The organism is Acinetobacter piscicola, assembly GCF_002233755.1.
Taxonomy (GTDB): Bacteria; Pseudomonadota; Gammaproteobacteria; order Pseudomonadales; family Moraxellaceae; genus Acinetobacter; species Acinetobacter piscicola.
This window is the reverse complement of sequence record NZ_NIFO01000037.1, coordinates 1-22,381: the sequence shown is the minus strand read 5'-3', so window position 1 is coordinate 22,381 and position 22,381 is coordinate 1. Positions and strand designations below refer to the sequence as shown.

The window sequence follows — 22,381 nt, the reverse complement described above, 5'->3', positions numbered from 1 at the left end:
ATACTTTTTGATACACCACCAAAAATCTAATTTGCAAACAAGACGTATTGAGTAAAAATATAAGTAATTGAATATTAATGATAAAATATGTGAGGGTATGGCAGATTAGTAAGAAAACTATAATATTTGTGTTCAGATATTAGAAATTAAAAATAAAATAATTATAAAAATCAAAGGCTTATTTTTTTACTCTATTTAGGAAACTCCGGAATTAGGTCGACCACTTACCCAAGTTACGCCTTAAATTTGGCTCAATTAGGGGCGCTTTGCATTTCAAATCTTTGTGCAACAAAGCCAATTTAAACTAATTCTAACTGTTCGGCTTCTTCTGTAACTTCAATATCTTCAGCAGCAGAATTTTCAAATTCATCATTTAACCAACGCTGTAATAAACTACGCATTCTTGAGCTTGGTACATAAATATTGATTGGGTTACCTTCACGAATAGCAGAACGCCATATCCATTGGACCATCTCAGATAGAGCGAATACATCTTCCTTAACAGGGAATCCCTTCATAGCTGAAGCTTTAACAACCATTGGATTTGGATATAGGTTCATCAAGTAAGCTAAGTTGGTTTTGTCTTTGTATTCGTTAGTTGCCTTTGTATTGAAGGCTAACCATTCTTCTTTATAGCGTGATCCAGCAATTGCTGAATGTGCTTCTTTAAATGAAGTCCAAAGTCTATCTGACTTTTTCGCTTTAACATGGTTACGGAAATAGTTATCAAGATTTTTTGACAACTGCTCACATAAAGCTTTCTTATTTGATTTGAATTGGCTTGAACTCAATGCTGTAGTTTTAGTACCAATCTCATTAATAAACTTGTTATCTGAAATAGTGACTAAATGCTTAATTTGAGAAGGCTTGTTACCAAAACGGATCAGTTCATACTCAACGCCATACGATTTCAAATACGCTGACATTTGAGAGCCTTCAAACATATAAGTAGCAATCCAGACTTCTTTAAAAGATCTCAGTGTGTCGATACTCAATTCCCAAACAATCAGCTTCTGGTCCACATACAAGAGCTGACCGAGATCACACATTGTTGCTAGGTTTTCATATTTCGTACCTGTCGGGTCACCACCGTTATCACCATACTTTTCACGGTTGAAACGAAGAGTGACAGCATCATCATCAACATGAATCCAACCTAAACGGAAAAGAGCTTCTAACTCTGTAGATGAATGCTCTGTATATACATCATAGACTTGAATTGTTTCGTCAATAATCAGTACATAGTCTTTCGCATCATCCAACATATTTGGTGTTAGGTTCATAAAGAGCTGATGTGTACTGACTACGTTTTCTTTGTTCTTTAACAGGTATTGCAAGCTTTCAGCTTTATTTCCACCCTTATAGCTTGGATGCTTGAAACGTCTTTCCTTCAAAGGAGCATCATCTAAATATGCGTAATGAACGCTTGTATCGTCTTCTGTGGTAATTAAAGGACGTTTTAATACATCTTCAGGATCGTATGTTGTACCTGAAATACGATGGCATTCATCAAGTAATGGAGTGATGTAAAGAAAGTTCTGGTCTTTTTCTGCTGTTCTAATGTTTTCTATAATTTGAGTAGTCTTACCGCTACCCATCATTGCATCATAAACTTTAAACACTGTGCTTATTTTTCCTATTTGCACGTTTTATTATCCTCATTGCATATTGTTGTAATGGAAGACTGTTCTCCCCTCTTGAGACAGATTATATTATCTCAAGACAGATAATGTCAATAACTTGTCTTATGGCTCTATTTTTGTCTTGAATTGCTTTATTTGTCTAGCTAAACACTTGTTTTGTTTTTAAATTTAAAACTGTGGATAAGTAAGACAGATTTCAGTCTTAATTGATCTTAGGTTTTATACGGCTTTCGCTGAAATTCGATACTCAAATTACAGTGAATTTATAAAGGAAAATTTAAAGGCTGTAGACAAAACCTTGTCTTAGACATTTTATAAATACTTGTTTTTAAAAATGAAAAAAGCAAAAACCTTAAAACAAAAATGTACGGATTCTAGGTACACATAAGCGCACACAGACATAGCACCTAAAGCCTATTTACTGACCGCCCTCTGTTCCTTCCATTACTGTAGCTATTGCATACAGTCGGTTGGTTGCTCAAACATTTACTTCAGCATAGCTTCGTTGTTACTCGCTATACTTCGTAAAGTTTCGAGCTGAGGTCCATTCTTTTATAACTCAATGTTTTCAACTGATTTTGAAGGAAGCTTAAAAAGTCTTATAAAATAAGGCTAGACAAAACCTTGTCTTGGGACTATCAAAAAAGTCAATCTTTTAGGGCTTTTTTAACTTGAATCTTAAAGAAGAAATTATAAAAAAATACAGATAACTAATTAATAAATATTTAATTAATTTTTCAAATAAAGAAAAAGAATAGAACGATATATCGAACTCCTTTCAGTCGTTCTCATATCTTCTTATAGAAAAATAGTTGTTCCAACCTGGATACTATCGCATGGTTATAACTGAAGACGTTCCAAATGAATTTTCAAATATGTATAAAGTTGTAGAAAAAAATCGCATTGATATAACAAATTAAAATACTATATATAGTGTCATTTTTAACAAAAAGCACAATATAGAATAGAGTTTTCGGTCTCTAAGCACTTTTTAAAGGGAACATCATCGACTCAAATTTCTATTTGCAACAGTGCCATCAAAACTCCTTGCACTGAGTTTATCTCCTAATAATTTGATGCAATGCATCTTAGTTTCAACCAATTTCGCCGATGATAGCCTGACCATTTTTTCCATAGTGTCCTGCCTAAACGTTTAATTGTTCGAAGTAATTCATTTCGCTCTAGCGAGCTACTCTTTGTATCTTTCCATGGTTTCGCATTTTTTCTAGGTGGAATCACCGCATGCGCTTGCCGATCTGCAATGACCTGACGGCATTGCTTGGTGTCATAAGCTCCATCGGTATAAACAGAGTCAATCCGCTCATCTTGTGGAATCTGATTAAGTAAATCACCAAGCACCTGTGAATCACTGACATTATTGGTTGTAAGCTGAACTGCTCGTATTTGCAGGGTTTTAGCATCTATACCAATATGTAGTTTACGCCATTGGCGACGATATTCAGCTCCATGTTTCTTGCGTTTCCATTCGCCCTCACCTAGAAACTTCATGCCTGTAGAGTCCATGAGTAGATGCAGCCCATCGCTACTTTTTTGGTAGCTGATTACAATATCAATATGCTTTTGTCTTCTACAAAGCGTGGTGTAATCTGGAGCTATCCAATTTAATCCGCAAAGTTTAATCAGACTTTGCACAAAGCCAGTGACCATACGTAAAGACAGACGGAATAAGGATTTAATCATTAAGCAGTATTGGATGGCTGCGTCGGAGTAGGTTTGATTTCGCCCTTGTTTGCCTTTTGATGGCGCATACCATTGCGTAGCAGGATCAAACCAAATGGCAATATTTCCGCGACTCATGAGTGCTCGGTTATATGCGGGCCAATTGGTTGTGCGGTAGATTTTGTGTGTAGGCTTCTTCATTTGAAAATTATATCGCTGAAAAACCCTTTACAGATAGGTTTGTGCAACAAAGCCTTACGACGATCACACTCAGCTATGCATTCACCTTGCTGATTTTATTGCTACATACAACTTCGACCGCAGACTCAAAACACTCAGGGGCCTGACTCCCTACGAATTCATCTGCAAACAGTGGATAGATGAACCTGAACTTTTTAAGATTGATCCGATCCATCAAATGCCGGGACTAAACAAAAGAAAAAAAAGGCTTTTAGTTTTTTAAATTTCCACAGTGGAAATTTAAAAATATTTTTTTAATTTTTAAAATTATGCTAATATAAATTTAATTTTTATATATTTAATCCATGACAATATACGTAATTGCCAATCAGAAAGGTGGCGTTGGAAAGACCACACTCTCAACCAATTTAGCTGTTGCTCTGAGCAAAAAAGGTCAGACTATTCTTGTAGATGGAGATGATCAACAATCCTCTATAAAATGGAGTAAACGTAGAACACAAGACTCGATTACAACCATTTCGCTCAAAGATAATTTAAAAGAAGAACTACAACAGTTAAAAAATAATAATAAATATATTGTATTGGATGTTGCAGGACGTGATTCAGCTGAGTTTCGTTCAGCATTATTAATAGCAGATGTTCTTATTATTCCAACGCAACCTAGTCAAACAGATATCGAAGTGCTGCCATTTGTGCTTAGATTGGTAAATGCTGCTAAGCAAGTAAATAAGAAATTAGAAACTTTTGTAGTCTTAAATAAAGCACCAACCAATACCAAATCTACAGAAATTGATGCTGCTTTAGAGTTGCTACAACAAGTCAAGTCTGTGAAAACACTAAATACCATTGTGCGTGATCGCAAACAATTTCGCGATGCAATGATCGAAGGAAAATCAGTATTAGAAATGGGTAGTAGTAAAGCAAAAGATGAATTAAATGAATTTTTGGTGGAGATCCTGTAATGGCGAAAAAACCACTCATTGTCGATTTTGATGATGCCTTTGAAATGGAACAAGCATTTATTAATGCAGCAGGAACAGGCAAAGTTGCATTGGTATCATCGACTGAAAATAATATTGTTGATCTACCTATAGAGCTTATTGACTTCTCAGAGCATCAACCTCGCATTATTACAGACAAAGTTTTACAAGATGTTGAAAAGCTTGCCAAAAGTATTGAAACGAATGGGCAAATTTATCCGATTGTTGTGATCAAAAAAGAAGAAACATATGAGCTTGTTGGTGGAGAAAAAAGGTTTCGAGCTGTTCGTGATGTATTAAAACATAAGACTATTCGTGCAATTATTCGAGATGATAAATCTACAGAAAAGACAGCTTTAATTTCATTGATTGACAATTTACATCGGTCAAATCTTAGTGATTTTGAATTAGTCAATGCTATACAAAAACACTGCGATGAGTTTGGTTATACTATACAAAATATAGAATTTATTACTCAAAAATATCAATTAGATCAATCTAAATACTTTAGATTAATGAGCTTTTATAAACTGCCAAACTATATAAAAGAAGATCTAAAAATCCACCCCAAAGCGATTTCAGGTGCAACCGCACAACAATTGTTAACTGAATTAAATAAACTGGTTTTAAAGTTTAACCATCAACTAGTTGAAGATACCACGTTAACCATATGGAAAAAGTACCTAAATGAATTTACAGAAACAAATCGTCCATCAAAAAAATTCATTTATCAAATAGAAAAAGCATTAACGGTACAAGAGACAGCTAAAAAACAAGATCAAAGCATCGAAAATGCCTCTCTAGTAAACAAAATGATCTTAAAAAATAAAAATGGTCTTAAATTTGGTTCGATTAAGATCGAGAAAAGTCTCAATGGGAAAACAGTCCTAAATATTCGCACCAGTTTAAATGCTGAATTTAATCAAGAAAAGATTGAAAAGTTAGAAGAATTTCTTGCCGGTTTAGATGACCACCCATAAAAATTATAAATTTCCACTGTGGAAATTTATAATTGAGTATCCAATATTTTTTTAAATATTGGGTACTGCTATTTATCATACATATTGAATTAAAAAGTGTTAAAGGGAAAAATGCTTACCAGAACGGTAACTGATCTTCTGATGGATCTAAAATTTCATCCATATCAGAATCAACAATATTTTTATCTTCATGATCTGCCTTTTTAGGCTTAACAGATTCTGTTGAGCCTAAGTTGTAAATTTAAAAATTAGCCATTTCAACAGTATTGAGTTTATACAGCCAGTATCAGCTGAGATCGTTACGATAGAAAAAAATTGGAAATGCAAAAAAAATCACTTGAAGTCCTGACCAAGTTAAGTGCAGTTTTGATATTAGATTTACCAGATTTTATTCGACATTTTATCTTGAATCGGCTTTGTTGCACAAAGCTATTCTTGAGGGCTTCTTTAGCAATATAATTTCCAGATGAAGAAGCCTGCACCTAAAACTTACCGTACAACCAATTGGTCCTCGTATAACCAAGCTTTAATCAAGCGAGGAAATATTTCAATCTGGTTTGATCCTAAGACGCAATGGTATGCACAACCACAAGGCAAGCAAGGACGAAATCAAACTTATTCCGATACAGCGATTCAATGCTGTTTAATGATCAAATCTCTATTCCGTCTTTCTTTACGTATGGTTACTGGCTTTGTTCAAAGCCTGATTAAACTCTGTGGCTTGAATTGGACAGCACCAGATTACTCCACCCTTTGTAGACGACAAAAGCATATTGATATTGCGATAAGCTATCAGAAAAGTCATGATGGGTTACACCTACTTGTCGACTCTACGGGTTTAAAGTTTTTAGGTGAAGGCGAATGGAAGCGTAAAAAACATCAGCCTGAATACCGTCGGCAATGGCGTAAACTGCATATTGGTATAGATGCTGAAACACTGCAAATACGTGCCGTTCAGCTTACTACAAATAATGTCAGTGATTCACAAGTACTAGGTGATTTACTGGATCAAATTCCACTAGATGAGCGAATAGATTCTGTCTATACCGATGGCGCGTACGACACGAAGTGCTGCAGAAAAGTGATTTCAGATCGTCAAGCACATGCAGTAATTCCACCCAGAAAGAATGCCAAGCCCTGGAAAGATTCTAAAATAAGTTCAATAGAACGAAATGAGTTACTTCAAACGGTTAAACATTTAGGCAGAACCCTATGGAAAAAATGGTCGGGTTATCACCGTCGTAGTTTGGTGGAAACCAAGATGCATTGCATCAAATTATTAGGAGATAAGCTGACGGCAAGACATTTTCAAAGTCAGGTCAATGAAATTCATGCGCGTGTGGCAGTTCTGAATAGATTTACGGAATTAGGTAGACCTCACACCCAAGTTGTCACTTAAATTTGAATGGATTGGGGAAAACTCAGCTTTTGAATGTTTATGCAACAAAGCCTCTGAATATTCATAAAACATTTATGAAGATTGTTCCTGACAAGGAATTACGTAAGAAGCGCCCGTATTCAGTATTATATTTGATATCCCCAAATAAAATTGTGGGATTTATTATTTTAAAATATAGAACCAATCTCCCAAATAATTTTAAGCAGAAGCTGCAATTGCCTACAGGGACTCAGGCTTTGGAAGTTTGTTTTTTAGCTGTTGATCAAGATTATCGAGATAGAGGTTTTGGTGAAACCCTATTAATTGAGGGTATCTCACTAGCTCGAGAGTTTGCCGCAGAGAATCCACAATGTTCAATTTTATATTTGAATGCTGCTGATGAAAAATCAGCTAGATTCTATTGTTAGCGGCAGTGTAAAAATGACCCCCTAATGGCATTTAAAAACTGACCCCCTTGGTTAATATAGCGGTCATTTTGGACTGCTCAACATGTTAACTTTGGAGCAAGCAGTGACAATCCAAATACTTCATCAGCAAGGTAAATCTATTAAAGCCATTACTCGTGAACTGGGGTGTCCAGAAATACCGTACGTAAATATTTACGGCAAAACACCACACCTCAGTATCAGCGTATACAGCCTAGAATAAGTATCCTTGACCCATATAAACCCTATTTACTCCAACGTGTAAACGCAGCTCATCCTGAATGGATTCCTGCTGTTGTGCTCTACCAGGAAATTTTAAGGTTGGGATATCCAGGAAAGATCAGGATCTTGAGGGAATATCTTGCAACATTAAAACCAGTTGCCAAACCGGAACCGATCATTCGTTTTGAAACCCAACCTGGCCAACAAATGCAGGTAGATTTCACGACAATTCGACGCAACAACACGACTTTAAAAGCCTTTGTCGCAACATTAGGCTATTCCAGAGCGACTTTCGTGAAATTTTATGATCATGAACGTACCGATGCATGGATCGATGGTCTAGAAAATGCATTTCAGTTCTTTGCAGGAGTACCTCAGGAAATCCTGTTTGATAACGCTAAAACGATCATGATTGAACGGGATGCCTATCAGGAGGGGCAGCATAAATGGAATCCCAAACTGCTCGACTGCGCCAAGAAATACAGCTTTCGTCCTCGCGTATGTAAGCCCTACCGTGCACAGACCAAAGGCAAAGTTGAACGCTTTAATGGATACCTCAAATCAAGCTTTATTGTGCCATTGAAAGCAAGCCTGAAGACTTCGGGTTTACTGTTAGATGTTGATGTCGCCAATGCCCACATTGGCCGGTGGCTGCATGAAACCGCCAATCAGCGGATTCATGCCACCACGCAAGAAAAACCGGCTGTTCGACTGCAACAGGAGCAGCAAAAATTTACGCCATTACCGCAATCAGATACAGGTTCCAGCACTGTACCTGTTGCAGCAGCACAGCATGTCATGCCCTACGAGAGTTTGCAGCATCCCTTATCGGTATATGACCAGTTGCTGGGAGTTTCCTGATGAATCTGCAATACGACCGTATAGAGCAGCTTTGCCAAAAGCTCAATCTGCCTGCCATCGCATCACAATGGTCACATCATGCACAACAAACATTAGGTCAGGATGGAAGTTATGCCGACTTTGTTGAAGCGATCTTGACGCATGAATATGCTGCCAGGCAACAGCGCAGTCAGCAGGTACTGATGAAACTCTCAGGCCTGCCTCAAGTCAAAACCCTGGAAGACTATGATTTTAATTATGCCTTAGGGGCCCCTAAATCACAGGTGATTGAACTGTTCAATCTGAGCTTTATTGCTAGAGCAGAAAATGTGGTGTTTCTGGGGGCTAGCGGAGTAGGAAAAACGCATTTATCTATGGCATTAGGCTATAAGGCCATCATGAACAACATTAAGATCAAGTTCATTACCGCAGCGGATTTAATGCTGCAACTGAGTACAGCCTATCAGCAAGGTAAACTGAAAACCTATATGCAACGTGCGGTACTGGGACCAAAGTTACTGATTATCGATGAAATTGGTTATTTACCATTTGGACGTGAAGAAGCGAATCTGTTCTTTAATGTGATTGCCAAGCGTTATGAAAAAGGCAGTACGATATTGACGAGTAACTTACCCTTTAGCTAATGGTCTAAGTCATTTGCGGATGATGTTACGTTGACCGCTGCGATGTTAGATCGGCTATTACATCACTGTCATGTGGTACAGATATCGGGTGAGAGTTATCGTTTGAAGGATAAAAAAAGAATTGGGATTCAGCCTCAGGTTGAAATTTAATACGAGATCAAAGGGGTCAATTTTAGAATGCCGTTGACACTCATGCTGTAACCTAAATCATGCATGTCATGTACCAATGAAGGTGCACCCAATCGTGCATGATGCTGCCAATATACGGCTTTTAAGTCATTATATTTCTGTGCCGTATTGGCTTGACGTTTTCGCCAGGCATAATAGCCTGAAGTGCTGACACCTAGGTATTTACAGGCAGAAGATACGGTGACTTCATTCATATCTAGATCTTGAATTACCGTGTACTTTTCTTGGCATGATCTGTTAGAAAGTACACATGCGCTTTTTTTAAGATGTCATTGGCTTCCTTGAGCTGTTTGACTTCTTTCTCTAATTCCACGATCCGCTGTTGTTCTGGTGAAAGTTGACGTTTGCTTGAACCTGCCGGATTGGTTTCACGAATCCATTTATCTAATGTTGAATAACCCACACCTAATTTCTGGGCGATTGCAGCTACAGACTCGTGTGAGTTTGAAAGTGCATAATCAATCGCTTGCTGTTTAAATTCGGGACTAAAACGTTTAGCCATTTCTTGAATCTCCAAAGATTAAAGTTACGTTATCTTTAGAGGGACGTGCTGTCCATTATTTTGTCTAGGATCAAGGATAAGGGTTCTGTGAAATTTGTCGTGTACAGAGAAAAGAAGGCTAGCAAAGTTCAACGGTATATCAAAAGAGTATTTTGATTATCATCTTAAAGAAACAGAATGGCGTTGGATGAGGGTGCTTAATGAGCTAGCAACAGGGTTGTGGGACCTCATTAGGTAAAACTAAGTGTAAATCTGCTAGTCTAGAGCCATATTACAATAATGAAAGATTTGCGAGTAATTATAAAGTTATGAGATATTTTTTTCAGTAATAAGTATGGCTTTGTTACACAAACATTTAAAAGTTAAAATACCTTTGTACGCCACGATCAATTCTATAGCCCTGTGAAGCAACAAATTTCGATTCACTTAGATACTGATGTTCTTGCATTTAACGAGACGGGCATCTAATCGAGTTGTCGTAAAATTTAAAACATGCTGCCTACCATAGCTCAATTAAAAATATTTGTGTAGATACCTCCTTGAGGGTAGAACTGGCTGTTTGTAGGTTCGCTACGCAGTGGTCAGCGAGCAGCGAACATGATGACCCTGATCCAGTCAGCAAAGATGAATGGGCTGTATCCATATGCCTATTTAAGTGATGTGCTGAAAAGGTTGCCGACAGATAAAGTGACCCAAATAGAATTACTGCGACACCGCTGGGAACCTGAACCCAATTAAAAAATAGCGATGGGGTTCAGCGGATGCTTACCAAAATTTGAGGCGAGGCACATGATTTTCTGCTCAATTTAAACTGTTTTAACAGCATATCGATCAGTTTGATAAGCTCAAAGATTTACATCTTAGGCGGTTTTTTCACTTGCTTTTTATGACTGGATTTAATGATGTTTTGTTGAAACTGTTTATGGAAATTGAGGGGTTGTAACTAATATAGTGGGGGAGTTTGCAGAATATTAGATATTTTAAAATTATAAGTATTTGAATAATATTATTATTGTGATTATTAACTAAAAAATCTTTAAAAGTAAATAAAAAAAATGTTATAAAATTTTGTGTGTTAATTTTTGGTCATTTTAGTATGATTTTTGCTCAGTCAGCAAGCAACACTGCCCTCTTTCTTTATCAGTTTGTTCTTCCTTTCGTGACAAAAACACCAAAGCTACCCAAGTTGAAGCAGCAGGTGGGGAGTCTGAAGAAACAGAAACCAGGCAAGGATAAAGAGAAACAAGAGGAATTTGAAAAATGCTATGTGAAGATATGGCAGCAGATTCTCGAGATCTTAAAAACGGACAGTGCCGTGCGTGCATATGTACATTACCTGCCCCAGTTACAACTAATCCGTGAGCTTGATATTTATATTGATCCAGAAGTGCAGGCTGAGGTTTTTGGTCAGTCAGGGAAACTCAGTGCCTATTTTTTGATGACGTTTTTTAACTTGCGCAACGAGGAGGTCAAAAAACAAGTTAAAGAGATCCTGAAAATTAAGCGTCAGTGTGATCTTAGTCCTGAAGAAAAAATTGAATTGTGAGTTATGAAACGTGGCAAAAGTACAATCTTTAGAAGATTTTTTAAAAGATAAGCTCATTACTGACGCGAAAGAATCTGAGAAATCAAATAAAGAAGAAAAAATAAATAATGATCAATTGCGGGTCAAATTCGCGATCCTATATTTGCAACTACAGCACACTGTAACGTTCACAGAATTTTCTGAATTATCTGTAGATGATTTACTCCAAATTGAGCAATTGAAAGCCAATGCAGCTGAGATTTATACCTCGATTGTGAGCGCCCGAAAGCTAGGCAAAGATTATCTATTTGCGGCATTCACTTATTTTTCTACATATGTTCCTGAACAATTGGATGAAGCTGGCTACTTCCTTTTGCGGGTCAGTTATTTCTTTTACACGCAATATCAGGCGATTTATTCATTAGAGGCTTCTGACGCTAAGCAAAAAGAAATCTGTGATTTGTTGCGCTACATTTGTAAACCGCTGGTTAAGCTTGGTCTGCAACAGCAAGAGGAAAGCAGTGAAGAAAGGGACAGCAGACTATTACTGCAATGCTGCTTAGATTTTATGCTCCAACAGGAAAAGCTCAGTGGGAAAATTTATGAAAAATGGACGGGGTTTATTCAAAATCTTTCCTTAAAAGAGAAAAACTTTTCCAGCTACTTGCATGCACTGACCATCATTTTTAAACGTCTATCTGACGGAATAATCGTGTATCGAAAAGTTCGTAGGAAAATACGAAGAAAACGGATATTACAAAAAATAAAAGCTAAAAAACGGAAACCGAGAAAACCAAGACCTAAAAAGCTGAAACCTGTGCCGGATTGGCCCTCGCAAGAAGATGAAGTTGAAAAGGACTACCCGTCGAAGGATAAGATCACTTTAGCTGATTTTCCGGCTGATATCACGTTTGACCCATGGATCGTGATAGATGAAGAGGGTGAGATTGATGCGATTGAACAAGGTTGGCAGATCGAAACCACAGATCCGGGAACTGGTCGTTTTTTTAGATTTGTGAATGAATATGCGACGTATATGTTGCGACATCGACAGCGTCGTTTACAACCGCTGGTGACCAATCCTTATTATATGAGTCAGGATGTAATCCAGCATCTGTTTTACCTGTTAAATGGCGAATTAAACAGCCAAGATCCGGACAGTTCTGCCATGGCTGCCGCCTGTTTACTCAGCCTGAGCAGTGGCTTGTCACCTGTTGCACTCCTGAACTATGAACAGCTGATTGAAAAGGGGGTGCTGCTGAAAACGGGGAGCGCCAAGTGGCCGGAATATCAGGTGAGACTGTATCTGGCGATTACTCAGCAAAAAAATGAAAGTTTAATGCCACATCAGTTGAATCATACGGTATCTCATGAGCTGTATTTGTCCAGCAGCTGGTTTGAATATCTACATTTAAGTTGTGGTACTGCGCCTGTGACGGTGCAAGAGGTCAATCAATATCTGAAAAAATGCATAGCAGGACAACAGCTTGGTTCAATCACTGTCGAAAAGTTACAGGCACAGTTGTACTTCCATGTTTTTCACCACACGTTTAATGAATATATTGCACATGTGCTATCGGGCAAAGATAGTTCTCATGATCTTCCCGGCAGTTTTTACGGAGGGGTTGCAAAGAAGCAGCTGAATGAGAAGTACCGGATTTATCTGAATACGCTGTGCAGACCGGACACGGAAGCCGAGATCAAGATCGTCGAGCAGCAGTTTGAAAGCTCGAGTGAAGCGGATACCACCCGGCTGGGGAGTCAATTGGCCCTGACTCCGGATTTTGTGTCTGATTTCTTCCAGCAGCTGCATAAGGTCTGTCATGAGAAAATTCAGTTGCATCAGCACTTGATCGAGCGGATCAATGCCTACAGTTTGTGGATGTGGCATATCAGCCTGTTATGTTTAACACGACGTCCGCAAGAACATTTGTTGGGGGAGTGTAGTGCTTATGATCTGGATTTAAGACTGCTATATGTGAATGATAAAAAGAATAGCCAATCACGTAAGGATGGGCGTTTTATTCCGTTAGCGAAGTTTTTTACTCAGGCGTTTAAGCATTATCTCGATTTCTTAAACAGTGTGGTCACTCACTATGCTGACTTACTGAAATTTGTCTTCAAGAAAAATTTCACCCTTGAAGATCTGTTTGGCAAGGTGATTGTCTATCCGGGAAGCCTGCCGGTGACGGCTCAAGCATGGGACAGTCCTAAAATCAGGATCAAGCCTCTTAGCCGAGCTTGGGTGAATGAAGCGTTGTCGCGCTATGCCTCAGCGCCTATTTACAATAACTGGCTGCGCCATTTTGCAATGAATATGCTGATGGATCATGGAGTGGCGTTTAATGTGATTCAGGCCTTGTACGGCCATGATCAACGCGATCAGGAGCTGTTTTATCGTTATTCCTCAGCCTCCTTGTATCAGTATATATGCCATGTCAGTCAAGGCATCGATGAGATGATCAAGATATTGCAGGTTGAGCATTTATCCAGTCCGATGCCAAAAAAGGATAAAGCACATGACAAAGCATGATGTGATTGCTACGTATATTGGTGAGCAAGTTGAACTGACTTTTCAGCAGATGCTCCAATCGATTGCAGGGCGTAAAAGAAGTACGACAGATATTGATAAAGGGCTTGAGAAAATCTGGCTAGATTTTCAGTCAGCGCTGAAGAAATTTTTGAAGAACCATAAGCTTAGCACGGCAACACTCCGAGCCCCTTATCTACAAAAGAGCGAAGCCTATTTTTTTCAACTGAAGGAAGACTACCTGAGCGAAACGCAAGAGGCTTATCCGATTAAAATCATGTCCCTGATATATGAAAATATCAAGCAGCAAGTCGAAGCGGATTTTAATAATAAGATGTCGGATGTCATTAAAAAAAATCAGGGTAATACGCTTGAAATCGATAGCGAAATTGAGAAAATTTGGGTGGATTGTCAGGAAGAAATCAAGGCATTTTTAAAGGAAAGAAAGATTGCCACGGTCGCGCTGAGAGCCCCTTATTTACAATGGGCTGAAGACTGTTTGATTAAGCGTAAAGAAGCTTATGAAAGCGCGTCGGAAGATGCTTATTTGATTAAGATTCCATCAACCATTTATCATCAGATTGCTCAGCAAGTGGCCTTTACTTTTCAACAAATGAAGGAGGCTATTGCAGGACAGAAGGACAGCCAGCAGGATGTCGATGACCAGATTGCCCGAATCTGGGCGAATTTCGCCAAAGGACTGGAGACTTTCTTAAGGAACAAAGACTTCACCACTCGTGCCAAGCGCAAACCGTATATCAAACACAGTGAAGCCAGTTTTTTAGCCTGTTTAGAACAGTATCAGAATGAGGAACACCAGCCTTATCCGATTAAGCTGCGTCCTACGACGCTGTTTTCTGATCCTCCACCGCGGCAGATTCTCAGCACTGAAGCCAGACTGCGGTTGGGACAGCAGCATTTTCATATTGCCAGAGGACTGAAAGCGTATTGGCGTAGCGAGACATTGCAGATGCCAACAGCACAACAGTGCTTGGGTCATCTGTATTTAAGTCTGATTTATTGTTCAGGCTGTAGTGATCTCACTCAGCTGGTCGCCATCGGCAATCGTCTGCTGGAGGAGGAGAAAGAGAAGGAGAAAATGTGCCATCCGTTATCTGGGTATTCAACACTGTATCGAAGTGACTATAAAAAAATTACCAATCCACTGGTTCTCAGTTACTGCATGCCACACCGCTATTACGGCAATGAGATTAAAGACAAGAAGATTTATCAGTGGCGGCATGTCTGGTTGAATCCTTATGCACAACTTTTTTTACACATCCTGAAACAGCAAGCAGAGGACCTGCAACCACAACATCCGCGTAAGGTGCTGGAAGCGATTCTGAGTGTGTTCGAGAATCTTAAAAAACAGCTCAAGGTCTCGGAACAGATTGCGGCATTAAAAAAAATCTTGCGATCCGAGGATCAGGATCTCATTGAGATCACTGCACTCAAGCCCTTTCAGCATGTCAATTTGGCGCTAGAAATCCATCCAGACTTGAGTCTGGATATGTGTTTAAGTGAAGTATTGCAGAATCATCTAAAAACCGTGTCTTTAACGGCAGAAGACCAAGGTGTAGCCTGGTTCAATACCTTGAAATCCACGAATGATCTTGTCAAAGTAGAATATGGGATCCTCCCGTTAGAGACAGAAACAGCCAAACCGGTGGTTATCACGGCACATCAGCAACTGAACGAGCTTCCATTTGAGTTGGATTTTTTTGAACAAGAGCGAGCCCCGGCAGGGAAAAATAAGCAAAGCCAAAGACAACGCCATCAGCAGCAGTTTAAGCAATGGCGCAATATTCAAACCCGGTTGAGTGTAAAGAAGGCAGCCTTAGCGGGCGACAATTATAAAGAATGCAATTTGATAGAAGCACAGTTAAGACTATTGAGCTGGATCTTTTATTTGAGAAAAGAAGAAAAAGAAAACGGCAAGAAATTAAAATTGAGTAGTATCAAGCGTTATCTGAGCAGTTTTGCGAAAGACTATTTCTTTCATATCTATATGTATGACAATGACCTTGAACAGATGAATGTAGAGCACTATGAGCAATTGTATGCCTCCATCCTGAACGGCATCGATGAACGTGCTGAAACACAGCGTGAATACACAGACACTCGCACTCAGGGTCGGGCACAATATGCCTTTGGACGACTGAAAGATTTCCATGCTTTTTGCCAGAAAGAATATCCGGAGAATGTGCCAGCGGTCAGCAGCTTTGACCACAGTGATTTTCAACGTATCCAGTTCTGTCAAGCCAAGCTCATCAGCCCACAGCTGTTTATTCAATTAAAAAAAACAGTCATTCAGAAAATTGAGGCCTGTTCAACTCAAAAAGAAAAAGTCCATTTGCAGCTGTTGCTGCTAATGTACATCCTGGCTTATCGTTTGGGATGTAGACTCAATGAAATCCGGGGGCTGACGCTGGGTGAAATCATTTGTCCTCAACTGCTGTGGAAAGACGATCCAGGCAATCAAACGGTCGCCATACGCATCACCTTGAAAAATAATGTCTATCGACGACTGAAAAGCCAAAATGCGCAACGTCAACTCGATTTGAACGCGGTATTACTGGATGATGAACTGCAAGCGGTGAAAAGCTATCTTCTGCATTGTTTTCAGCAGCCGAATAATAAGAAGGCGAACGAGCAGTTGGTTTTTGAGATCGGTGGAGAAATCCTGAGCGAGCTGTATATCTCAAAAATGACCCGGCTGCTGTTCGATGAAGTCATCAAGCCAGATCACGGCTATACCTTCCACAGTTTCCGCCATAGTGCCGCCACTCATTTGGCAATCGCCTGGTTGGGATCGAAAGAAATGGTGATGACCTATACCGACTACAGCTGGCAGCAGGCTAAGTCTATGCGCAAGCATCTGTTCGGTGAACAGGCTATCAGGCATGAAGCGGTGATTCAGCATAAATGGCGTTTGCTGGCCGATTGGATGGGGCATAGCTCGATTGAACAAACGGCCTCACACTACCTGCATACCCTGGATCTGCTGGCGATTGATCGAATTTACAATACGCCCTGTGTAGTTCATCCTGCTGTTCTGAATAGGCATTATGATCGTGAAGAAACTGAAGCGGTGGATCTGAATCGCGACAGCCAACACCGAAAGTGCTTTGAACGTGAGCAACCGGTGTTGGGTATTGATCAGAAAGTACAACCTTATCTGATGCCCAAGATGCAATTCGAGCTGAAGCCATTATCCTACAAGGTCATCTACACGTATCTCAACACATATCAAGATGCAGAGATCCAAGCACCTCATATAGTGGATAACCTAGATATTTGGATTAAGCGTGCGCTTTGGCTTGCTGTAAAATGGCAAGTACCTTCATTCAGTAAACTTGGATGGAATTTGGACAATGCTGCATCGATCGAGAAAAAGTACTTAAGCGACCTATATGACAAGCAGATCAAAACCAAGCTGAAGCCAAAGAGCCTACAGCTATTTATCGCATTAAAAGATCTTTTAAAGGAGAAAGTTCTGTCGGCTTTAGCTGTATTGATTCAGCATGGCAAACTCAGAAGAAACCAGTTTTGTTTCCAATGTCGTTTTGATGCCCAGCAAAAGCCAAAAATGGATTGGGAAATGCAGGATTTTATCGAGGGGATGCAGCTGTTGTTACCTGAAGATGTCCAATTACAGTACGATAACTATCCGGTGGATCTCACGCAAAAAAGTCGTGAGATTCACGTCTATTTTATCGATCAACAAAGCAATAAAAACATTACATTATCCCTTGCATTTGATTTGCTACTGGAAGCTGTACAACACCCTTCCTTATGGGAATAGCCTAAGCAGATATCGTTCAATTTAAGGGGCCCAGGCCTTTGCTTTGTCAAAATCTGATTTGCCAAGCAAAGGCCTGGGTTTCCGCGAATTTGATTTTTTGTTTTAATTATTCTCATGATTTTAATTCATTGAGGCCCTTTCATAGAATTAAAAAATAAATGTAGGTAGTGCTTCAAAAAGTATGCTGCATAGATTTTGAGATAAATAGGCATTCTTGGGGGTATTGAAAATACAGGGATTTTTTCGGTTAAAATTTTTAAAAAATTAGCCAGCATTAAATTTGAAACACCACCAGAAAATGAAAAAAATTCTAATTTGGTTTGACCAAAGAAAAAGATACCCATATGATAATTACGTTACAGCAAAATCTGTAATCGGGCGTGGAAACCCGCATCTCAACGTGCTAAAGAGTCACTTTTAGTGGCTCTTTTGTGTCTGCATGGCAATGCTTTATGGCAGGCCAAGTAGGGCAGTCTATGACTGGCCGTTTCGTTGAGCGGTATTTCCACCCCTATTTGGTTTGCCACCATCTCGTGGAAAAGATGTTGGCAAAATTCACATTGATCAACGAGATTACAATATGAAAAATATCATTTTAAAAGTACCCATTTCTCTTAGGTTTCTTTTGTTAGCGCTGACTGAATATTGACGGTCATTTAATTCATCGCTTTAACCAAATCGAACTATATACACTTTCAAATTTCGTACTTGAGCGAAAGTAGGACAGTGTTGTCTGGAGAAAATAAAAATGGGTCCAACACGATTATTGACCAATATTATTCAGCGTAAAGTTATGTTGCCAGAAGAAATGTCACCTTCAATGCAGCGTGACAATTTTGAAGTGGCACTGACTGATTTTGAAAAGCATCCAATCATCAAATGTTTATTTAAGGCGGATAACCAGCGTTCTACGGAATATTGGAGCGTGCAAGAAATTGCAAACTTTATTGAGGATTGCACAGAAGATCAAAATATCAATTTGTGTATCTTGTATTGGAAAGATATACACGGCAATATTTACATTATTGATGGAGCACATCGTCTTTCCTGTATCTATGCGTGGATTAATAGATATTTTGCGGATGAGCAAGTCACTCAAGCACCTAATTTCAATGATCCACAAAAACAAGATATTCGTTACCTCCGCAATTATTTAGGAGATCTCGCTGATTTTCAAAGAATTTGCACTGATGCTGAATTTGCAGAAAAAAAGTCGAAGTTAGAAGATATTAAAATCAGTTTCAGGCAGGTACTGGGGACTCCGGAAGATGCGCGACGGGTATTTCAATCTATTAACTCAGATACTAAACGTTTAGATAAATATGAGGAATATCACCTAAGAAATCGCGGTAGTGACGCGTATTATGCGATCTATGCCTGTTGTTATATCAATGACAATAAATCTAACCTAGAAGAGCTCCAATATACACGTTTAAATGAGTTGATTGAGTTAGGGGAGAGGATCCATCAGCTCCTTTTTTCGACCATTTTATTAGACAATGAAATGAGTCATGGCAAAAAAATTGGCCTGGTCAATGAGCTGATGAATATCATTGCGGGTGATCAGATTCATAATATTATGAGTCTGAATCAGGGGGAGCGCGTTGAAAACCTAATGTCGCATCTGTTGACCATTCTTTGCAGAATAGCGACGCCTGTAAAAAATGCTGGGGTTCCGAGTTTGGGCTTACATCCATACTTATATTTTTATAAGGATCAGCGTTTTCAGATTACTTCTTTTCTTGCATGGTTTTCAATTGTGTATGAAATTCATGAAAGCCGCATGCAGATTCATCATCGAAAGATTAGTTTCAAGGACTTCACCCGGGTACGCCGTAGTATTGAGTTCTTGATCGCCAATTTCCCCGTGGCGACCACCGAAACGGTCGGCAAGTTCGGCAGTGGTATCAAGGGCTATGATCGGCTACAAATTGTCTATAAAGCCTTTATTTGCTTAAGCTTGGAAATGGAGGTTGATTTTGATGATGAGAAATGCCTGAATACCTTTATTCTGTCCATGTCTAAGGCCTTCAAGTACATAAACTTTAACGAGTTCTATGTCGAAAGGTTTTTGGGTGGTTATGATGATGCAGTAGTCAAGAATGTGGTGGGATATGTGGAGTCGATTAGTCCAATTTCTCGGTCAAAGCCAAAGGCCTTTTCGGCATTAACCAAGAGTCTGCTTAAGCACAATTTTGTGGTGGGTAATCATAACTTTTGCCTCATTTGTGATGGATTGATCTATCTTGATTCTACTGAATCGGATCATAGGATTGCCAAAGCCGTAGGTGGGCAAGGCGTTCTAGAGAATGGTCTGCTGGTTCATCCCATCTGTAATAGAATGAAATCAGATCTGAGTCTGGAAGAGATTAGAGCGGATTTGTTTGGTGAATTACTGTATTAATCAACAGAGCGATGAGCTCATTTTTGCAGATGTATCAATGATTAATCACATGATTTAACTTTTGATACATTCAGCCAATGTGGTTATTTTTAATTCAGTCCAGAATCACAACCAGAAACTAGCTGTAGTTTCTGAATGACCGTCAAGGTCCTTAGTTTTGCCTATAGATTCCCCCTATGGGCATTTTTTTTGATCTAAAACATGTATAGGTGACTTTAAAATAACCCTTTTAGCAATTCATAAGCAATGAGTATTAAGGCTGAGACCATCAGCAACACAAAAATGAGTTCCACTCTAGTTAACATCTTAGTTTCATTTACTATCCGTATACTTCAACAGCAGCTTTGAATGTTTCACTTAACCTTTAAACTTTTATTAAAATTAAATATATTCACACATGTATTCTAAATTTGATAGAATTTATTAAAACTTTAGATTCTAAGTGTAAATAATGAGAAGCGCTAATATTCGACGTGATGGTTACTTAAAATTTCTGAATACATGGCAAGACCGTGATGTCATTAAAGTACTTTCAGGTGTGCGTCGCTCTGGAAAATCCACCTTATTGGCGATGTTTCAACAAGACCTGAAAGCACAGGGTGTACAAGCCGAAAACATCATTGCCATCAACTTCGAATTTATGGAATTTGAAGAATTCACCGATTACCGTAAACTACATGATTATGTATTGTCCAAAGTTGATAAAAGTAAAAAAAATTATGTTTTTTTAGATGAAATACAACATGTTAAAAATTTTGAGAAAGTAGTCGACTCTTTATATGTTCGGGATTATATCGATTTATATATTACAGGCTCAAATGCATTCTTTCTAAGTGGAGAACTTGCGACTTTACTTACAGGACGCTATATCGAGCAACACGTTCTACCTCTGTCATTCCAAGAATTTAAACAGTGGCATATTGAAAATAATCCGATCATCCAACAATTATCCAATCGTGATTTGTATGCCATGTATACGCGCAGTAGTTTCCCTTATACGCTTGCCATGACTAGCCAGCAGGAAACTTATGATTACTTGCAAGCGGTCTATGCCAGTGTAATGTTTAAAGACGTTATTCCCCGTTTGAATACTGCCGATATTAACTCTCTCGAGCGTGTCGCAAGATATTTGGCAAGCGTGACAGGCTCACCTATTTCCATCAATAAAATTAAAAATACCTTTGTTTCAAGTGGGGTTAAGATTTCATTTGAAACAGTAAAACGCTATATTCAGGGCTTACAGGACAGTTTGTTATTTTATAGTGCCGCACAATTTAAAGTACGCGGGCGTGAGTTATTACAATCCTCTGAAAAATACTATTTAGTTGATGTCGGATTGCGCCGGATTATGTTGCCTGATGCTAATGCTGATCAAGGTCATATCTTAGAAAATGTGATTTATCTTGAGCTTGTCAGACGAGGTTATACGGTCTATGTAGGGCGGGTTGATGAATATGAAATTGATTTTGTTGCTGTCGATACTTTACAGAATTTAACTTATTATCAGGTGGCATTAGAAACGCTCAATGAGGAGACACTCAGCCGAGAGTTACGTCCATTACAGAAAATTTCTGATTCGTATCCCAAATATTTACTTACCTTAGACACGATAGGGACTGAAGCAAATTATAATGGTATTGTAAAAATGAGTGCTCTCGATTGGTTGCTATCTGAAAATAAGTAAAGTTGAGGGTAGTCATCGGCACTTCTATTTATTGATCAAAACCCAAAGACTTTTCAGCATTAACCAAGAATGTGATCAAGCATAATTTCTACTCCATTTGTGATGGATTGATTTACCTCGACTCGATTGAGTCAGACCCTCATGATTGAGCCAGAGTCGCTTACTGAAAGTAGCGAGAATTGCGCTGGAGTTTCTGAAGGATATTAATTCCTTAGTTTGCCCATTCATCCGTGTGGGCATTTTTTTTGATTAAAATACAATGCTGTTCTTGCTAAAAAATGACGGCACCCACCATAAAACACAATATTCCAAAAATAATCCAAGGCCAGATCTTTGTCTTCGGTTGTTCTAAATTCTGAGGATTATATTCCGTGTGTTCTAGCGATGTCGGTTGTGGAACACGGGTCTTTTTAGAGTAAGGCTGGTGTTTAGAGTAAGATAGTCCCGTACCTGGAATACCGACACTGGTTCGCGTACCTTTTTTCCCAATATTTAGAGAAGCACCAGGTTTACCAATGCTGGTACTGCTGATGCCTTTATGGGTCAGATTAATTTTAAAACCCGGGAATAATTTAATACTTTTACGAAATCTAAAACCCATATTGCTCTCATTCTAAAACTTAGCTCAATTCACGCGCTATACCAGGATCCATGATCTGCTAGAGATCGTACTTTGACGGCTATCATCAGGATACTAGTATATTTTTTGGTGGTGTATCAAAAAGTAT

General features: G+C 38.8%; 11 protein-coding genes and 8 pseudogenes. 15 read left to right on the top strand and 4 right to left on the bottom strand.

The window, feature by feature from the left end; genetic code table 11:
* Window positions 1–299: 299 nt before the first annotated feature.
* Window positions 300–1,646 carry a hypothetical protein gene (locus CDA10_RS15970; RefSeq protein ID WP_020753597.1) on the bottom strand — a complete coding sequence of 449 codons (1,347 nt, stop codon included), beginning with the start codon at window positions 1,644–1,646 and terminating at the stop codon, window positions 300–302.
* 1,024 nt (window positions 1,647–2,670) lie between these two features.
* Window positions 2,671–3,524, bottom strand: a pseudogene (locus tag CDA10_RS15965) (IS5 family transposase); the annotation flags it as partial.
* Between the two features lie 55 nt (window positions 3,525–3,579).
* Between CDA10_RS15965 and CDA10_RS15960 the strand changes: the two are divergent.
* The 7 genes and pseudogenes from CDA10_RS15960 to istB form a co-directional block, all read left to right on the top strand.
* Window positions 3,580–3,786, top strand: a pseudogene (locus CDA10_RS15960) (hypothetical protein); the annotation flags it as partial.
* Window positions 3,787–3,868: 82 nt separating this feature from the next.
* On the top strand, window positions 3,869–4,486 hold the full coding sequence (locus CDA10_RS15955; protein WP_000158575.1) for an AAA family ATPase: 618 nt from the start codon (window positions 3,869–3,871) through the stop codon (window positions 4,484–4,486).
* A 44-nt stretch (window positions 4,487–4,530) separates the two neighbouring features.
* On the top strand, window positions 4,531–5,484 hold the full coding sequence (locus tag CDA10_RS15950; protein ID WP_228704649.1) for a ParB/RepB/Spo0J family partition protein: 954 nt from the start codon (window positions 4,531–4,533) through the stop codon (window positions 5,482–5,484).
* A 466-nt stretch (window positions 5,485–5,950) separates the two neighbouring features.
* Window positions 5,951–6,883 carry an IS5-like element ISAha3 family transposase gene (locus CDA10_RS15940; protein WP_039251835.1) on the top strand — a complete coding sequence of 311 codons (933 nt, stop codon included), beginning with the start codon at window positions 5,951–5,953 and terminating at the stop codon, window positions 6,881–6,883.
* A 29-nt stretch (window positions 6,884–6,912) separates the two neighbouring features.
* Window positions 6,913–7,290, top strand: coding sequence for a GNAT family N-acetyltransferase (locus CDA10_RS15935; protein ID WP_157909367.1), 378 nt, complete (start codon window positions 6,913–6,915; stop codon window positions 7,288–7,290).
* Window positions 7,291–7,372: 82 nt separating this feature from the next.
* A pseudogene (gene istA / locus CDA10_RS15930) lies at window positions 7,373–8,391 on the top strand (IS21-like element ISAba8 family transposase).
* Window positions 8,391–9,164: pseudogene (gene istB / locus CDA10_RS15925) on the top strand (IS21-like element ISAba8 family helper ATPase IstB). The pseudogenes istA and istB overlap by 1 nt, the downstream one beginning before the upstream one ends.
* Window positions 9,165–9,202: 38 nt before the next feature.
* Here the strand turns inward: istB and CDA10_RS15920 are convergent.
* Window positions 9,203–9,705 (bottom strand): annotated as a pseudogene (locus CDA10_RS15920) (transposase); the annotation flags it as partial.
* A 109-nt stretch (window positions 9,706–9,814) separates the two neighbouring features.
* On the opposite strand from CDA10_RS15920, the pseudogene CDA10_RS15915 reads away from it, so the two are divergent.
* The 8 genes and pseudogenes from CDA10_RS15915 to CDA10_RS17205 all read left to right on the top strand — a co-directional run.
* Window positions 9,815–9,943 (top strand): annotated as a pseudogene (locus tag CDA10_RS15915) (IS1595 family transposase); the annotation flags it as partial.
* 311 nt (window positions 9,944–10,254) lie between these two features.
* Window positions 10,255–10,443 (top strand): annotated as a pseudogene (locus CDA10_RS15910) (transposase domain-containing protein); the annotation flags it as partial.
* Between the two features lie 358 nt (window positions 10,444–10,801).
* A complete protein-coding gene (locus tag CDA10_RS15905) occupies window positions 10,802–11,251 on the top strand; it encodes a hypothetical protein (RefSeq protein ID WP_089606550.1) in 450 nt (149 codons plus the stop codon).
* A gap of 10 nt (window positions 11,252–11,261) precedes the next feature.
* Window positions 11,262–13,763: a hypothetical protein gene (locus CDA10_RS15900; protein ID WP_089606549.1), complete on the top strand. Its 2,502-nt coding sequence runs from the start codon at window positions 11,262–11,264 to the stop codon at window positions 13,761–13,763.
* Complete coding sequence (locus tag CDA10_RS15895) at window positions 13,750–17,565, top strand: site-specific integrase (protein WP_089606548.1); 3,816 nt, start codon at window positions 13,750–13,752, stop codon at window positions 17,563–17,565. Before CDA10_RS15900 ends, CDA10_RS15895 begins: the two co-directional genes overlap by 14 nt.
* A gap of 748 nt (window positions 17,566–18,313) precedes the next feature.
* Window positions 18,314–19,969 carry an HNH endonuclease signature motif containing protein gene (locus CDA10_RS15890; RefSeq protein ID WP_089606547.1) on the top strand — a complete coding sequence of 552 codons (1,656 nt, stop codon included), beginning with the start codon at window positions 18,314–18,316 and terminating at the stop codon, window positions 19,967–19,969.
* Between the two features lie 451 nt (window positions 19,970–20,420).
* Window positions 20,421–21,653 (top strand): ATP-binding protein, encoded by a 1,233-nt coding sequence (locus CDA10_RS15885; RefSeq protein ID WP_089606546.1) that lies wholly within the window; start codon window positions 20,421–20,423, stop codon window positions 21,651–21,653.
* A 35-nt stretch (window positions 21,654–21,688) separates the two neighbouring features.
* Window positions 21,689–21,790, top strand: a pseudogene (locus CDA10_RS17205) (HNH endonuclease signature motif containing protein); the annotation flags it as partial.
* Between the two features lie 134 nt (window positions 21,791–21,924).
* Here the strand turns inward: CDA10_RS17205 and CDA10_RS15880 are convergent.
* Window positions 21,925–22,254 (bottom strand): DUF4236 domain-containing protein, encoded by a 330-nt coding sequence (locus CDA10_RS15880; RefSeq protein WP_089606545.1) that lies wholly within the window; start codon window positions 22,252–22,254, stop codon window positions 21,925–21,927.
* Between the last annotated feature and the right edge of the window lie 127 nt (window positions 22,255–22,381).

Excerpts from the sequence above, each read along its gene's own strand:
- CDA10_RS15950 (WP_228704649.1), top strand. The coding sequence starts at position 4,531 with ATGGAACAAGCATTTATTAATGCAGCAGGAACAGGCAAAGTTGCATTG.
- CDA10_RS15880 (WP_089606545.1), bottom strand. The coding sequence starts at position 22,254 with ATGGGTTTTAGATTTCGTAAAAGTATTAAATTATTCCCGGGTTTTAAA.
- CDA10_RS15940 (WP_039251835.1), top strand. The coding sequence starts at position 5,951 with ATGAAGAAGCCTGCACCTAAAACTTACCGTACAACCAATTGGTCCTCG.
- CDA10_RS15905 (WP_089606550.1), top strand. The coding sequence starts at position 10,802 with ATGATTTTTGCTCAGTCAGCAAGCAACACTGCCCTCTTTCTTTATCAG.
- CDA10_RS15890 (WP_089606547.1), top strand. The coding sequence starts at position 18,314 with ATGGGTCCAACACGATTATTGACCAATATTATTCAGCGTAAAGTTATG.
- CDA10_RS15895 (WP_089606548.1), top strand. The coding sequence starts at position 13,750 with ATGACAAAGCATGATGTGATTGCTACGTATATTGGTGAGCAAGTTGAA.
- CDA10_RS15955 (WP_000158575.1), top strand. The coding sequence starts at position 3,869 with ATGACAATATACGTAATTGCCAATCAGAAAGGTGGCGTTGGAAAGACC.
- CDA10_RS15885 (WP_089606546.1), top strand. The coding sequence starts at position 20,421 with ATGAGAAGCGCTAATATTCGACGTGATGGTTACTTAAAATTTCTGAAT.